The organism is Streptococcus mitis (genome assembly GCF_946190065.1).
Lineage (GTDB): Bacteria > Bacillota > Bacilli > Lactobacillales > Streptococcaceae > Streptococcus > Streptococcus mitis_DE.
Map to the genome: position 1 here is coordinate 101,747 of NZ_CAMHZD010000003.1, position 15,729 is coordinate 117,475.

General features: G+C 41.8%; 15 protein-coding genes. All 15 read right to left on the reverse strand.

Translation table 11 applies throughout. The annotated features are described in order from the left end of the window. Positions 1-82: 82 nt before the first annotated feature. The 15 genes from ilvC to recA all read right to left on the reverse strand — a co-directional run bounded on the left by ilvC (position 83) and on the right by recA (position 15,714). Entirely contained in the window at positions 83-1,105 is a 1,023-nt protein-coding gene (ilvC, locus tag OCF96_RS02450; RefSeq protein WP_000290683.1) for a ketol-acid reductoisomerase, read from the reverse strand. Between the two features lie 168 nt (positions 1,106-1,273). Continuing rightward, the gene (gene ilvN / locus OCF96_RS02455) at positions 1,274-1,750 is read right to left on the reverse strand and encodes an acetolactate synthase small subunit (RefSeq protein WP_001253803.1); all 477 of its coding nucleotides are present in this window, start codon (positions 1,748-1,750) and stop codon (positions 1,274-1,276) included. Beyond that, entirely contained in the window at positions 1,743-3,443 is a 1,701-nt protein-coding gene (locus OCF96_RS02460) for an acetolactate synthase large subunit (protein WP_261016327.1), read from the reverse strand. Before OCF96_RS02460 ends, ilvN begins: the two co-directional genes overlap by 8 nt. Before the next feature lie 200 nt (positions 3,444-3,643). Continuing rightward, entirely contained in the window at positions 3,644-5,311 is a 1,668-nt protein-coding gene (locus tag OCF96_RS02465; protein ID WP_261445928.1) for a DAK2 domain-containing protein, read from the reverse strand. 2 nt (positions 5,312-5,313) lie between these two features. Further along, on the reverse strand, positions 5,314-5,679 hold the full coding sequence (locus tag OCF96_RS02470; RefSeq protein WP_000216437.1) for an Asp23/Gls24 family envelope stress response protein: 366 nt from the start codon (positions 5,677-5,679) through the stop codon (positions 5,314-5,316). 155 nt (positions 5,680-5,834) lie between these two features. Beyond that, positions 5,835-6,023: a 50S ribosomal protein L28 gene (gene rpmB / locus OCF96_RS02475; RefSeq protein WP_001140948.1), complete on the reverse strand. Its 189-nt coding sequence runs from the start codon at positions 6,021-6,023 to the stop codon at positions 5,835-5,837. Between the two features lie 106 nt (positions 6,024-6,129). Beyond that, positions 6,130-6,804 (reverse strand): LiaF transmembrane domain-containing protein, encoded by a 675-nt coding sequence (locus tag OCF96_RS02480; RefSeq protein WP_261445931.1) that lies wholly within the window; start codon positions 6,802-6,804, stop codon positions 6,130-6,132. A 4-nt stretch (positions 6,805-6,808) separates the two neighbouring features. Beyond that, entirely contained in the window at positions 6,809-7,255 is a 447-nt protein-coding gene (locus tag OCF96_RS02485) for a LytTR family DNA-binding domain-containing protein (RefSeq protein ID WP_261445932.1), read from the reverse strand. Between the two features lie 113 nt (positions 7,256-7,368). Continuing rightward, positions 7,369-7,872: a phosphatase PAP2 family protein gene (locus tag OCF96_RS02490; protein ID WP_261445934.1), complete on the reverse strand. Its 504-nt coding sequence runs from the start codon at positions 7,870-7,872 to the stop codon at positions 7,369-7,371. A 247-nt stretch (positions 7,873-8,119) separates the two neighbouring features. Beyond that, positions 8,120-9,880 carry an ABC transporter ATP-binding protein gene (locus tag OCF96_RS02495; protein WP_261445935.1) on the reverse strand — a complete coding sequence of 587 codons (1,761 nt, stop codon included), beginning with the start codon at positions 9,878-9,880 and terminating at the stop codon, positions 8,120-8,122. Next, complete coding sequence (locus OCF96_RS02500) at positions 9,870-11,639, reverse strand: ABC transporter ATP-binding protein (protein ID WP_261445937.1); 1,770 nt, start codon at positions 11,637-11,639, stop codon at positions 9,870-9,872. The genes OCF96_RS02495 and OCF96_RS02500 overlap by 11 nt, the downstream gene beginning before the upstream one ends. Further along, on the reverse strand, positions 11,623-12,084 hold the full coding sequence (locus tag OCF96_RS02505; protein ID WP_261445939.1) for a MarR family winged helix-turn-helix transcriptional regulator: 462 nt from the start codon (positions 12,082-12,084) through the stop codon (positions 11,623-11,625). The genes OCF96_RS02500 and OCF96_RS02505 overlap by 17 nt, the downstream gene beginning before the upstream one ends. 177 nt (positions 12,085-12,261) lie before the next feature. After that, positions 12,262-12,978, reverse strand: a complete 717-nt coding sequence (locus OCF96_RS02510; RefSeq protein ID WP_000532883.1) for a YebC/PmpR family DNA-binding transcriptional regulator — start codon at positions 12,976-12,978, stop codon at positions 12,262-12,264. Positions 12,979-13,074: 96 nt separating this feature from the next. Then, on the reverse strand, positions 13,075-14,445 hold the full coding sequence (locus tag OCF96_RS02515; RefSeq protein ID WP_261445948.1) for an MATE family efflux transporter: 1,371 nt from the start codon (positions 14,443-14,445) through the stop codon (positions 13,075-13,077). Between the two features lie 114 nt (positions 14,446-14,559). Beyond that, positions 14,560-15,714, reverse strand: coding sequence for a recombinase RecA (recA, locus tag OCF96_RS02520; RefSeq protein ID WP_084862809.1), 1,155 nt, complete (start codon positions 15,712-15,714; stop codon positions 14,560-14,562). Between the last annotated feature and the right edge of the window lie 15 nt (positions 15,715-15,729).

Below are 15,729 nucleotides of genomic sequence, written 5' to 3' on the forward strand. Positions count from 1 at the left end.
AATCCATCCTCTTAAAAGAGAGATGAATTGATTATAAAAGCGAGTTAGTCCCCCAACTCGCCTTCACCTTAATTTCTATCAATTAGTTATAGATTTTGAATGCATCGTCGTCATTTTTACCAACGAAAGGCATTGCTTTACGCAATTCTGCACCAACTTTTTCAATTTCAAGGTTAGCTGCTTGTTCACGGTAAGCAGTCAATTTTGGACGTCCAGCTTTATAGTCATTTACAAAGTCATTTGCAAATTTACCATTTTGGATGTCTGCCAAGACAGCTTTCATGTTTTCTTTAACTTGCTCAGTAATCACACGTGGACCTGATACATAGTCACCGTACTCAGCAGTGTTTGAAATTGATTGACGCATTTTCTTGAATCCACCTTCGTAGATCAAGTCGACGATCAATTTCATTTCGTGAAGAACTTCAAAGTAAGCCAATTCTGGAGCGTAACCTGCTTCTGTCAAGACTTCGAAACCTGCTTCGATAAGGGCAGTCAAACCACCACAAAGTACAGCTTGTTCACCAAACAAATCTTCTTCAGTTTCTTCTTTGTAAGTTGTTTCAAGAAGACCTACACGAGCTGCTCCAACACCTTTACACCAGTCCATAGCAATGTTTTTAGCATTTCCTGTTGCATCTTGATATACTGCGTAAAGAGCTGGAACACCAAATCCTTCTTCATAAGTACGACGTACCAAGTGTCCTGGTCCTTTAGGAGCACACATAAAGACATCTACATCCGCAGGAACTTTGATAAACTCAAAGTGGATATTGAAACCATGAGCAAATCCAACTGCATTTCCAGCTTCCAAGTTTGGAGCGATTTCTGCTTCGTACAATTCTTGTTGGATTTCGTCTGGTGCCAAAATCATGATAACGTCAGCCAATTTAGTTGCTTCTGCTACTGTGTAAGTGTCAAATCCATCTTCTTTTGCTTTGTCAAAAGATTTACCTGGACGTACACCGATGATGACATCACGACCTGAGTCACGCAAGTTTTGAGCATGCGCATGTCCTTGTGAACCATAACCGATAACGGCGATTTTTTTACCGTCAAGTGCTGCTACTTTAACATCTTTTTCATATTCCATTTGAACTGCCATAGTTTTTCTCTCTTTTCTATTATTTATTGCCTTTTAGGCTGGTTTAACAAATTTAAAATATTTTTATACTCAATGAAAATCAAAGAGCAAATTAGGAAGCTAGCCGCAGGCTGTACTTGAGTACGGCAAGGCAAAGCTGACGTGATTTGAAGAGATTTTCGAAGAGTATTAATCGCGGGTAAATCCAGTGGCACCCGTTCGAGCAATATTGCGAATACCGTACGGTCGAATGACTCGCAATAGAGCTTCACTCTTTTCAGCATTTCCAGTCATTTGAATGGTAATCGAGCTTGGCGCTACGTCTACCACTGTTGCACGGAAAGGTTGAATAATTGCTAGAATCTCAGCTCGCTTCTCAGCTGGCGCTGACATCTTAACCAAAATCACCTCGCGCTCCAAATGAGGCTTGTCTGTGATATCACGAATGCGAATCACATCAATCTGACGATTGAGTTGCTTGATAATTTGCTCCACTTCATCATGTGAAGCTACATCAATAATAATGGTGATGCGAGATACATTCGGATCTTCTGTTGCTCCAACAGAGATACTTTCGATATTAACCTGACGACGAGACAGAACGCCAGTAAAGCGATTGAGGACTCCTGAACGATTTTGTAGTTTTGCTGTTAACATTCTACGCATGGAACTTCACCCCCAACATCTCATGATTACTCTTACCAGCTGGTACCATTGGTAACACCTGTTCCTTACGAGAAATATCTACCTCGATTAGCATAGGAACATTCTCAGTGATGACTTCAAGGTCTTGAGCCAAGGTCTCAGGATTGTCAAACTTATAGTTTTTAATGCCATAAGCTTGTGCCATCAATTGAAAATCAGGAAGAGTGTCGAAGACCGACTCTGACGTTCTACCTTCATAGAAGGATTCCTGCCATTGGCGAACCATTCCAAGTGAGTGGTTGTTCAGCATAACCACCTTGATTGGCACCTTGTAAATGTTCAAAATAGCCAATTCCTGGTTAGTCATTTGGAAACCGCCATCCCCAACAAACAAGACTACTTCCTTATATGGGTTAGCAATTTTAGCTCCAATTGCTGCTGGAATTCCAAATCCCATCGTTCCCAAACCACCTGAAGTCACTAACTGACGTTCATTTTGGTAGGGATAATACTGAGCTGTCCACATTTGGTGTTGACCAACGTCTGTTACTACAATGGCATCCCCGTTCGTCAATTCACCAATGCGTTCAATAACGGCTTGAGGTTGAACCACACGCTCTTTCTTGTCATAAGAACGAACACGATTCTTGTCTTTAGTAACCTTCTCAATCCATTTCTCAGTATTGTTATGAACTGTTGGTTCCGCCAACAACATTTGCAAGGCCTTCTTAGCATCTCCAACTACTGGAATATCGGCACTGATAATCTTGCCAATCTCAGCTGGGTCAATATCAATGTGAGCAACCTTAGCATTCTTAGCGAAGGTCTTAGGATTTCCTGTCAAGCGGTCATCAAAACGGCAACCAATACTAATCATAAAGTCAGCTTCCGTCATGGCAATATTAGCTGCGAAAGATCCGTGCATGCCTCCCATTCCAAGGAAGAGTGGATGAGTTGTTGCAATCGTACCTTGCCCCAAAAGACTGGTTACCACTGGAATCTGATAGCGTTCTGCAAATTCATTTAATTCTGCAGCAGCTTCAGCATAACTAATTCCACCACCAGCTAACAAGACTGGTTTTTTAGCCTTGGATAATTGCTTCAAGATTTTTTTGATTTGCATATCATTTGGCTCAAGAGTAGGCTGATAGCTTGGTAGGTTCACTTCTGGTGAATAAATGAAGTCTGTTTCTAAAGCAGATACGTCTTTAGGTAGGTCAATGACAACTGGCCCTGGACGGCCTGTAGTTGCGATATGGACAGCTTCCGTAATGATACGAGGGATATCAGCTGTCTCACGAACTTGGTAATTGTACTTAGTGATTGGCATGGTAATTCCCACGATGTCTGCCTCCTGAAAGGCATCTTTCCCAATCCCCGCTCGCGCCACCTGACCTGTAAAGACCAAAAGGGGAACGCTATCGCTCATGGCATCCGCAATCCCTGTAATAGCATTTGTTGCTCCTGGTCCACTAGTGACGACGGCAACACCCAACTTTCCAGTTGATTTGGCATAACCTTCAGCTTCATGCAAACAACCTTGCTCATGGCGTCCTAGAATGTGGCGAATGCCTTTAAAATTATATATCGCATCATAAAAAGGCAAGACCGCACCACCAGGATAACCAAAGATGGTATCAATTCCTAAATCACGAAGTGTTTCCAAAACTAGGTCCGACCCCGTCTTAGGAGATTCTAAACTGATTTTCTCCATTGTTCCCCTTTCTCTTCTCTTAAAAATAACTTGTTACTATCATACCATTTTTTCAAAATTTTTCAAGACAAAAGAAGAAATTTTCTGAATTTTCTATTTTAATGTTTATTTATGAATGTTATTTTTGTTTTTATTAAAAAGATACCGATTTCATTATTCGAAAAAGAAAAAAGAACTGATTTCTCAGTCCTTCATTAATCTTATTCTACACTAAATAGGTATGGGTAAACAGGTTGTTGACCTTGGTGAATCTCGACTTCAACGTCTTCGAACTCTTCTGCAATTTCTTGAGCAATTTCATTGGCAAGTTCTTCGCTTCCGTCTTCACCGACATAGAATGTTACGATTTCACTATCTTCATCCAACATATGTTTCAAGGTTTCAGTCAAGGTTTGGTGCATGTCAGGGTTTGACACGAGAATTTTCCCATCCACCATACCAAGATTATCATTTTCATGAATTTCTAAGCCATCAATCGTTGTATCACGAACAGCTGTTGTGACGCTTCCGCTAACGACATCGCTAAGGGCTGCAGTCATACGCTCTTGGTTTTCTTCGATGGACTTGCTTGGATCAAAGGCAAGAAGACTAGTCAATCCTTGAGGAAGAGTACGAGCTTCCACCACTACTGCTGGTTGTTCCAAAACTTCTGCTGCAGATTGAGCTGCCATGAAGATATTCTTGTTGTTTGGCAAGAAGATAATGTTACGAGCATTGACCTGTTCAACAGCCTTAATAAAGTCTTCTGTTGAAGGGTTCATGGTTTGACCACCTTCGATAACATAATCCACGCCTTGAGAACGGAAGATATCTGCTAGGCCTTTACCAGCCACTACAGCAATCAAAGCATACTCTTTTTCTTCAGCTGGCTTGCTAACTTGAGCAGCTTCTTTTTCAACCTGTGCTTCGTGTTGGTTGCGCATATTGTCAACTTTTACCTTGACCAAGCTACCATATTTGAGACCTTCTTGCATAACAAGTCCTGGATCTTCTGTATGGACATGGACTTTGACAATTTCATCATCATTGACAACAAGGAGAGAATCCCCAAGTTCATTCAAGTAGTTACGGAACTCGTCATAGTCAAAATCTTTGGCATAGGTTGGACCTTGCTTAAGGGCTACCATGATTTCAGTACAGTAACCAAATGTGATATCCTCAGTCGCCACATGACCAGCTACAGACTTATGGTGCTCTGCATTGATCATTTCACTCATGTTGGCAGGAGTGGCTACAAAGTCCTCAGATGCAATATATTCACCAGTAAGGGCTGAAAGGAAACCTTCGTAAATGAAGACCAGTCCTTGACCACCTGAGTCCACAACGCCAACTTCCTTCAATACTGGAAGCATATCTGGCGTTTTAGCTAGAGCTGTTTTAGCACCTTCTAAAGCTGCGCGCATGACTTCAACAGCGTCATCTGTTTGCTCAGCCTTTTTCTTAGCACCGATAGCAGCACCACGAGAAACTGTCAAAATCGTTCCTTCAACTGGCTTCATAACGGCCTTATAGGCAACTTCCACACCTGATTGGAAGGCAAAGGCCAAGTCTTGACCTGTTAACTCGTCTTTATCCTTGATGGCTTGTGAAAATCCACGGAAAAGCTGAGACGTAATAACACCTGAGTTTCCACGCGCACCCATCAAAAGACCTTTGGCAAGAATACTCGCTACCTCGCCAACAGTAGAAGCTGGCTTATCAGCAACTTCCTTAGCACCATTTTCAATGGTCATTCCCATATTTGTACCAGTATCTCCATCTGGAACTGGAAAGACGTTTAATGAATTGACATATTCAGCTTGCTTATTCAAGCGAGTTGACGCAGCCTGCACCATTTCTTGAAATAAGCTAGTAGTAATTTTTGACACGGTTATTCTCCTACAACTTTGATATTTTGAATGTAGACATTTACAGTCTGAGCAGTAATTCCAAGTTGGTTTTCCAAACTAAAACGAACACGCTCTTGAATGTTTTTTGACACTTCGCTAATCTTTGTTCCGTAGCTCAACACGGTATATACATCAACTGCAATACTGCCATCTTCGGCCGCCTTTACGACGACACCTTTGGAATAATTTTCCTTACCTAGAAGGGCTTGGAAATTATCTTTGAGGGCATTTTTACTAGCCATACCGACCACACCAAAAATCTCAGTTGCTGCTCCACCTACGACGGTTGCAATCACTTCATCTGTTAGTTCGATTTGACCATCTTTTGTATTAATTTTTACAGTCATCCTTTTTACCTCAACTAGTTGATACTCTATTTTATCATATTTCAGCCCAAGTGTAAAAGCAGAATACTGTATCAGCGGATATTTACTCTATTTTTCAAATGATTTTATATCTACAGTAAAAGAAAAAAGACCCTAAGGTCTCCTTACTTTTATTATTAAACGCGTTCAACTTTACCTGATTTCAAAGCACGAGCTGAAGCCCAAACTTTTTTAGGTTTACCATCGATAAGAACAGTAACTTTTTGAAGGTTTGGTTTTACGGCACGTTTTGTTTGGTTCATCGCGTGTGAACGGTTGTTTCCTGATACAGTCTTACGACCTGTAAAGTAACATACTTTAGCCATTTGTGTTTTCCTCCTATTAGATCTAATATAGCGGATGTGCTAGCACCACATACTGTACTATGTTATCACACTTTCTTCATTTTTGCAAGGGAATTGGAAGATTTTTTTATTTAACGTAGACAATTCCCAACTTCCCAAAGGCCACATCTCCACGGATAATCAAGGTTTTGCTGGTTGGCGCTAGAGGAGTATCTGCCTTGGCTACGCCACAGAAAGTTTCTACCTTTAAATCAACTCCCCAATGTTGGGGAACATAGATAACTGCATTCCCAAAACCGACTTCCACTTTCAGAGTTGCGCTATCTCCCAACATCTCTGCATTGTCATAATAGATTTTGGCATTTCCAAAACCAACTTCTACTTGGTCGTCTACCAATTCTTGATTTTGCTTGTAGAAAGTCCCAGTCCCAAAAGCAACTTCCTTATCTATAAGAATGGTCTTTTTACCATCATACCACCATTTTTTCCCATTCCAAGTTCTGTTAGAATGAGTGAGTGCGCTGACACCCATTACGATTAAAATACTTGCCCAGAACAATGACTGATTAGGAATTGGTAAAATGCCATAAAAGTGGTTAGCAATCATTAAGGCTACTAGAGCTGTAAAAGAGGCTGAAGTCAAGTGACGACGCAACAAAGCTCCAACTGATTGATAGGCAAAAAATGCAATACCAAGCAAGGGCCAAATTTGCCCACCGAATGAAGGGATTCCAAAATTTCCTTGTAATAATATTAAAGCTGCCAATACTAGCAACACAATACCAAATGCTTTCTTTTTCATGTTCTTACCTCATGTTTCTTAGATTTTCTTTTAGGAGGGATTGGTAATGCCGTGAGACATGAACCTCCTTGTGGGTTTGATAAAAGGAAATGGTGCCCGTTCCTGAAAAGGACTTGTCAACCGAGTAAACTTGCCGAATATTAGCGATCGTTGACTTGGATACCCGACTAAAATAGCGAGGAAGGATAGCCTCTAACTCATAGAGTTTAAGCCGAACCTCGTAGGCATCTTTCTGGGTATGGGCATAAATCTTGCTACCTTCCGTCTCAAAGAAGAGAATTTCCGATAAGTCCAGATAATATTCACCTGTCCCCTTGTAAAAAATCAACCTAGGAGACTTGGACTCTTGCAAGAGACGCTGCAAATCCGCAATCTCATCTGTCAAAGCCGCTGCCTTGATGACAATTTCAGTTTCCTCTACATTACTGTCAATTTCGATTCGTAACTTCATTCCATCTCCTTTCTGACTCTACTATATCAAAGGGAAAATAAGAAAACAAGAGCAAAAAAGCAAGTGGTTACTTTAGACTCGTAAGTGGTTGTGGGATCACCTTAACTTACAGGTCAACATAGAAAGAAAATCACACCCCACACAAGAGCACAAATATAACCAACTACTACATCCTTTGGAAAATGCACTCCACCTAAGACTCTCACTAGACCTAGGAAGGCTGATAATATCAAACAAATCATCCCCATAGTTAGACTAGCATGCAAGCAAGCCATGGAAATAATGGTTGCTGAAAAGACATGACGACTAGGCATAGACTGACCAGGACTATCTCTGTCAAGCAAGGGTTTAATATCCCATTCCTCATAAGGCCTAGGGGCATTGATTTTCTTACGAAGAAAGGACAAAATCACAAAATCTGATGCAGGGATAAACACATAGATCAAGACCTGTTTTCCAAGTCCTTGTTGGAGATAGGTAGTTGCTAACAAGGTTAGATAAATCATAGGCATAACTGCTGTCATAAACCGATTGAAAGATCTTAACAAGCTCAGAAGAAAGGGCTTATTTCCAATGTTACCAGCAATGTGGTCATACCATTCTTGATAATTTTTCATATATTTTCTCATCACTTACTCAAATTTTATACTCAATGAAAATCCAAGAGCAAACTAGGAAGCTAGCCGCAGACTGCTCAAAGCACTGCTTTGAGGTTGTGGATAGGACTGACAAAGTCAGTAACCATACCTACGACAAGGCGAAGCTGACGCTGTTTGAAAAGATTTTCGAAGAGTATTGCTTGCAGGGAAGCACTTGCCTTCTAGTATAGTGCAGAAAAAGAAGGCCGTCAAGCCTTCTTTCGATTTATTCTTCTGCTTCGTCTTCTGTAAATTGACTGTTGTAGAGGTCAGCGTAGAAACCAGCTTGCATCATTAGCTCGTCATGATTTCCTTGCTCGATGATATTGCCATCTTTCATAACCAGAATAAGATCAGCATTACGGATGGTTGACAAGCGGTGAGCGATGACAAAGGAAGTTCTGCCCTCCATCAAACGATCCATAGCTTTCTGAATCAATTCCTCTGTACGGGTATCAACAGAAGAAGTCGCCTCATCTAGGATTAGGAGTGGCGCATCTTTTAACAAAGCACGAGCAATAGTTAAGAGTTGTTTTTGCCCGACAGACAAGGTAACTGTATCATCCAAGACGGTATCGTAACCATCTGGTAGAGTCATGATAAAGTGGTGAATCCCTACAGCCTTGCTGGCTTCAATCACACTCTCATCACTAATCCCCTTTTGGTTATAGATGAGATTATCTCGGATAGTACCTTCAAAGAGCCAAGTATCCTGCAAGACCATTGAAAAGGCATCGTGTACTTCCGAACGCTTCATCTCCTTGGTATCCACACCATCGATGCGGATACTTCCCTTATCAATCTCATAGAACTTCATCAAAAGATTGACAATGGTTGTCTTACCAGCTCCGGTCGGTCCGACAATGGCAACCTTTTGACCTGCATGAGCAGTCGCAGAAAAGTCATGGATGATGGTTCGCTCTGGTGTGTAACCAAAAGAGACTCGATCAAAGACTACTTGACCTTTCATATCGCTCAATTGTCTTTCTTTATGGGATTCGTCTTCCATTTCCTCTTCAGCTAGGAATTCGAAGACACGTCCCATGGCTGCACTAGCCTGCTGAAGACTAGTAATCCCTTGGGCAATTTGTGAAAGAGGCTGAGAAAAGATACGAACGTAGGCCATAAAGGCAACGATAATCCCGATACTGATGTGCCCATTTAAGGCCAAGGCTGCACCAACAATAATCACCAAGGCATAGCTAAAGTTCCCAATGAACATCATAATCGGCATCATAATCCCTGAAATAAATTGAGATTTCCAGATACTATCATACAGACGATTGTTTAATTTCGCAAACTCTTCTTTCGTACTCTCGATGGCATTGTAACTGGTCACCACATTATGGCCAGAGTACATTTCCTCCACATAGCCATTGACAGTTGCCAAATCCTGTTGCTGACTCTTAAAAAAGCCCTGCGATTTGCCCATAAAGACGGATACGAAGGCAAAGCCAACAAGAGTTGACACAACCGTCACCAAGGCTAAAATCCAGTTCATCCCAAACATGGTCACCAAGACTGCCACGACCAATAAAGTGGATGAAAGAACTGTTCCCAGACTTTGATTGAGGGATTGGGCTGCAGTGTCAACGTCATTGGTTACACGAGACAAGGTATCTCCTTGAGAGTGTCCATCAAAATATCTCAATGGTAGGCGATTAATTTTCTCTGCAATGGCTGTTCTTAAACGCTCTGAAAAACGTTGAATAGCTGTTGTAAACAGAAATGCCTGTAAATAATTTGATAGAAGTCCGATCACATAAATCACGGCTAAAAAACCACCAATAGCTGCAACCGCCGCGACATCCACACTGGTTTCCAGACCACTGGCAATGATATTGGTCATCTCCTTTATACGGGTTGGGCCATAAACAGTAATGATATTGGATACGATTGTTGCTAGAAAGGCAATCAAAAGGGCAAACTGGAGACCTGCAAGATAGGGTTTACTCTGTTTCCAAAGAGACATTTTCTTATTTTCCATGTTCCAATTCCTCCTTCGATAGTTGAGAATAGGCAATTTCTTGGTAAACTTCGTTATTAGCTAGAAGTTCCTTGTGGGTACCTTGTCCCACGACTTTTCCTTGATCCAAGACCAAAATTAAATCTGCATCCATAATCGTTGAAATACGCTGTGCGACGATAAGCTTGGTCATAGACTTTGTTTTCTCTGCTAGCTCTTGGCGTAGGACACGGTCTGTCTTATAGTCCAAGGCCGAGAAGGAATCATCAAAGATGAGGATTTCTGGCTTCCGAGCCAAGGCACGCGCAATCGCCAGACGCTGTCTTTGTCCACCTGAGAAGTTGGTTCCTCCTTGGGCTACTTCTGACTCTAATCCCGCTTCCTTATCTTCGATAAAGTTCTTAGACTGGGCCAATTCTAAGGCTTGCCACATAGCTTGTTCACTAAGCGGTGTTTCTTGGCTACGTCCAAAGTCTAGATTGCCCTTGACATCACCTGAAAAGAGAACAGCTTTTTGTGGAATATAGCCGACCCTATTGCGCAAATCTTCCAAACCGTAATCTTGAACATTAACTCCGTCCACTAGAATTTCTCCTGCTGATACGTCATAGAAACGTGGAATCAGATTGACTAGAGTTGACTTACCAGAACCAGTTGAGCCGATAAAGGCAACTGTTTGGCCAGCTTCTGCTCTAAAGCTAACATTCTCGATAACTGCCTCCGAATTTGCAGCATAGCGGAAGGTCACATCCTTAAATTCGACCTGACCTTTAAGGTTTTCATCAGCCAGCTGCACTTGAGCAGGATTTTGGATAGAAGAATGCAAATCTAGAACCTGATTAATCCGCTTGGCAGAGACCATAGTTCGGGGAAGAACGATGAAGAGCGCCCCCATGAGAAGAAAGCCCATAACAACCTGCATAGCATAAGACATGAAAACAACCATGTCACTAAAGAGAGGCAGACGTGCTGTCGGAGCAGCATCGTTAATCACATAGGCACCAATCCAGTAAATCGCCACACTCAAACCACTTGAAATCCCCATCATGATGGGATTCAAAATGGCCATGAGACGGTTTACAAACAAATTCAAACGGGTCAATTCATCATTTGCTGCTGCAAATTTTTCATCTTGGTACTTTTCAGCATTGTAGGCACGAACAACGCGAATACCTGTTAAACTCTCCCGAGTGATACTATTCAGTTTATCAGTCAGACTTTGAATCAAGGACTGTTTTGGAAAGGCTAGCGTCATCAAAACTGTTGTCATCAAAACATTGACAATCACTGCCACAAGTACTGCCCAGAGCCAGTATTCTGAATGGCCTAAAATCTTCCCAATAGCCCAGATAGCCATAATCGGACCACGCGTAACCACTTGCAAGCCCATGGTAATCAACATCTGAACTTGAGTTATATCATTGGTGGTACGAGTTAAGAGGCTGGGAATAGAGAATTTCTTAATCTCTGTCTGTGAGTAATCCAAAACTCGGTTAAAAATGTCACTTCTCAACCTACTAGTGTAAGAAGCAGCCACTCTGGATGCAAAAAATCCAACTGCGACTGCGGACAAGAAGGCAAAAAAAGACATTCCGACCATCATACCTGCTGGTTGCCATAACTCATCCAAGTTGGTTCCTTGACTTCCCAGCAAATCCGTAATTTTCGAGATATAGGTCGGAACTTCCAACTCTAGATAGACAGAAAAGCATGTAAAGAGAACGGCTAGAAAAATCATCCCCCATTCTTTTCTATTAATTCGTTTAGCTAATTTCTTCATTCTCTCCTCCTATTCTCTTGATATTTTCCTGTAGTTGATTGAGGACTTTCTCAAAAATCAGTAATTCATCTTCATCAATGTCTGCCATCAACTGGTTGTCAATGCGTTCAAAGAAGGCTTTAACCTGCTTCATTTGAGAACGCGATTTGTCCGTCAGACGAACAAACTTAGCCCGCTTATCGACAGGACTCGCCTCCAATTCCACCAAACCATTTTGTACCATACGCTTGACCAAGTTACTCGCCACAGACTTGGTAATATTGAGTTCCTGCTCGATATCTTTAATCAAGACCAAGTTTTGGTTTTCCTCACGGCTATCCAAAAAACGTACAACCTGACCTTGCGGTCCACCCATAAATTCAATGCCACAACGCTTGGCTTCCTTTTGCACCATCAGATGAATCTGATGACCAAAACGCTTAAAGACCAACATCGGTTTATCCATACTAATTCCTTTCTAACTATCGAATTTAGTTCTCCTAGGAACTAATTAAGTTTTCATGAGAACTATTTTACCACTTTGAAAAAAGATGTCAAGAAAAAAGTTCCCTAGAGAACTATTTTCTTGATTGAAAAAATCCCAAGTGATTTTCTCACTTAGGATCATGTTTTTTAGGTTAAATTAGAACCCATCTACGTTTGTGTAGATTTTTTGCACGTCTTCGTCGTCTTCAAGAACGCTGTAAAGTTTTTCAAACGTTTCAAGGTCATCACCTGACAATTCCACTTCTGACTGAGGAATCATTTCCAATTCAGTCACTTGGAATTCTTCGACACCTGACTCACGAAGGGCAACGATAGCCTTGTGAAGGTCAGTTGGAGCTGTGTAAACTGTAATTGTACCTTCTTCTGCTTCTACATCATCCACATCCACATCTGCTTCAAGCAATTGCTCAAAGACTGCATCGGCATCTTCACCTGCAAATACAATAACACCCTTGTTATCGAAGAGGTATGAAACCGAACCTGAAGCACCCATGTTTCCGCCGTTTTTACCAAAGGCTGCACGGACATTGGCCGCTGTACGGTTGACATTTGAAGTCAAAGTATCAACAATCAGCATAGAACCATTCGGTCCAAAACCTTCGTAACGTCCTTCTGTAAAGGTTTCGTCTGTGTTTCCTTTAGCCTTATCCAAAGCTTTATCGATAACGTGTTTTGGTACTTGAGCTTGTTTAGCACGGTCGATAACGAACTTCAAGGCTGAGTTTGATTCTGGATCTGGATCACCTTTTTTAGCTGCTACATAGATTTCTACACCAAATTTTGCATATACTTTAGAGTTAGCTCCATCTTTAGCCGTTTTCTTGGCTACGATATTGGCCCATTTACGTCCCATTAGGAATCTCCTTTTTTCACATTTTAATCTTTCTTATTATAACACAAGTTTTTTCGATTTTCACTAGAGGAAATGGATTTTATTCAGTAAATCCAACTAGGGTTGCACTTTGGTTACCAAGATTGCCTTGCCTTCTTTTATCAAGGGGTGACGAAACAGTGAGAAATACAGTTGGATGGTCATGGCAACCCAGATAAGGGGTTCGCACAGGATAACTCCCTTATAGCCTGCCCAAGGGATAATCAAGACAACAAAAGCAATTTTCCCAATTAGTTCGATAAAGCTAGAAACCAGCGGAAGGACTTTTTGCCCCAAACCCTGCAAACAATTGCGATAAATCAACAAGAGACTCAAAATAGGATAAAAGGCTGAACTGATTTGCAAGTACAGACTTCCATTTTCTATCAAGTAACCATCTGTCGAACTAGCCAAGAAGGAAACCAAGGCTGGACTGGTAAAAAAGAGGAAGATACAAACAAAAACTGCCCAGGATATACTTAAACGACTGCCGATTCGAAGTCCTTGAACAATGCGGTCTGGACGCTTAGCTCCTAGATTCTGAGAAGCAAAGGTCGTCATCGAGGCAGAAATAGCGGTCATAGGAAGAAGGGCAAAGGCCATAATGCGTCGAGCTGCCGTCTGGGCACTAATAATTACGGCACCAAAGGTATTAACAGAAGACTGTAAAATCACACTGCCGATGGACACAATTGAACTCATCAAACCCATAGCCAAACCTTGCTCCAAGAGATCCGCGTACAAGGCCTTGTCCCATTTGAAATGCTTGATTTGAGGCAAAAGTTCTGGCACACTCTTACGAATATAATAAAAGCAGAGAACCGCTGATAAGCCTTGCGAAATGATGGTAGCAAGGCCCGCAGATTGAACCCCCAGTTGCAGTTGCGTAATAAAATAGAGATCCAGAACCACATTAACCAAGGCAGAGAAAATCAGAAAACCAAGGGCTGCTAGACTGTCCCCAATGGACCGCAACAAACCTGCAAAGAGATTATAGGCAAAGCTGACACCGACACAGGTCACAATCATAGAAATATATTGATAGGACTGGTGAAGAATTTCTGCAGGAGTATCTAAATATTGCAAGAGTGGATACAGACCGACAAACCCCAGCAGCATAACTACAATACTCAAAAGAGCACCTAAAATCCAGGTGGCTGCTACTGCCTCCTTGATTTTAGTGAAATTCCGAGCTCCATAATAACGGGCAATGACAATTCCCATGCCATTGCCAACACCAAGAGTAAAACCTACAATCAAATCAAAAATAGCAGTTGTTGCCCCAACCGCAGCCAAGGAATCTTGACCAAGAAAACGTCCAACAATCAAGACATCAGCAGTATTATAGAGCTGTTGGAAAATATTGGACAGCAAGATTGGAAAGGCAAAACTCAAAAGCGAAGGAAGAATAGGACCATGAATCAGGTCCACTGTTCGTTTTTTATTCATAAGGCTATTATATCAGCTTTCTAAAAGAGCGACAAGAAACAGCAAACTATGCGTGAGCTGAAAACCAGAAAAAGACAACGAAAAAGCAGTGAATTTCTCCACTACTTTAACAGCTTATTCTTCAATTTCGATTTCAAGTTCGTCGCCTAGGTCAAGTGTTACTTCTTCATTCACTGAATCTGCTTGAACTGCTTCATCTTTTTTGCTTTCAGCAGCTTCTTCTCCATCAATCAAACCAAATTGAACACGGACTTGATGGTCAATCTCATCAAAGACTTCTGGGTTTTCTGCCAAGTATTTCTTAGCATTTTCAGAACCCTGCCCGATTTTCTCATCCTTGTAAGAGTACCAAGCCCCTGCTTTTTTGATGATATCCAAGTCGCTTGCGATCTTCAAAAGTTCACCAGTCTTAGAAATCCCTTCTCCGTACATGATTTCAACGAAGGCTTCCTTAAACGGTGGGGCCACCTTGTTTTTAACGACCTTGATCTTAGTTTCTTTACCGACATTGGTATCTTTTTGGTCACCAGTTCCCTTGATTTGCGTGCTTCCACGAACATCCAAACGCACTGAGGCGTAGAATTTCAGAGCACGTCCACCAGGAGTTGTTTCTGGATTTCCAAACATGACCCCAACCTTTTCACGCAATTGGTTGATGAAGATGGCAATTGTTTTGGTTTTATTGATAGAAGCACCCAATTTACGCATGGCCTGGCTCATCATACGAGCCTGCAAACCAACGTGGCTATCTCCGATATCTCCATCAATTTCCGCACGAGGCACAAGGGCCGCAACTGAGTCGACTACGACAAGATCAACTGCACCTGAGTCAATCAATTTTCCTGCAATCTCAAGACCTTGCTCTCCTGAGTCTGGTTGAGACAAGAGCAATTCGTCAATGTTGACACCAAGGGCCGCAGCATAAGCTGGATCGAGGGCATGTTCCGCATCGATAAAGGCTGCAATCCCACCTTCTTTTTGCGCTTGCGCAACTGCATGAAGGGCAACTGTTGTCTTACCAGATGACTCTGGTCCATAGATTTCAATGATACGTCCCTTAGGATAACCACCTGAACCAAGGGCAATGTCGAGAGCTAAAGAACCTGAACTCATCACTTGCACCTTTTGCTCTGCACGTTCACCCAAACGCATGATTGAACCCTTACCAAAGTCTTTCTCAATCAATTTAAGAGCGTCATTCAAGGCTTTTTCACGTTCAGCCCCGAATTTTTTTGAAATTTCATCTAATTTTTTTGGTTTTTTCGCCATTCTATTCTCCTACAT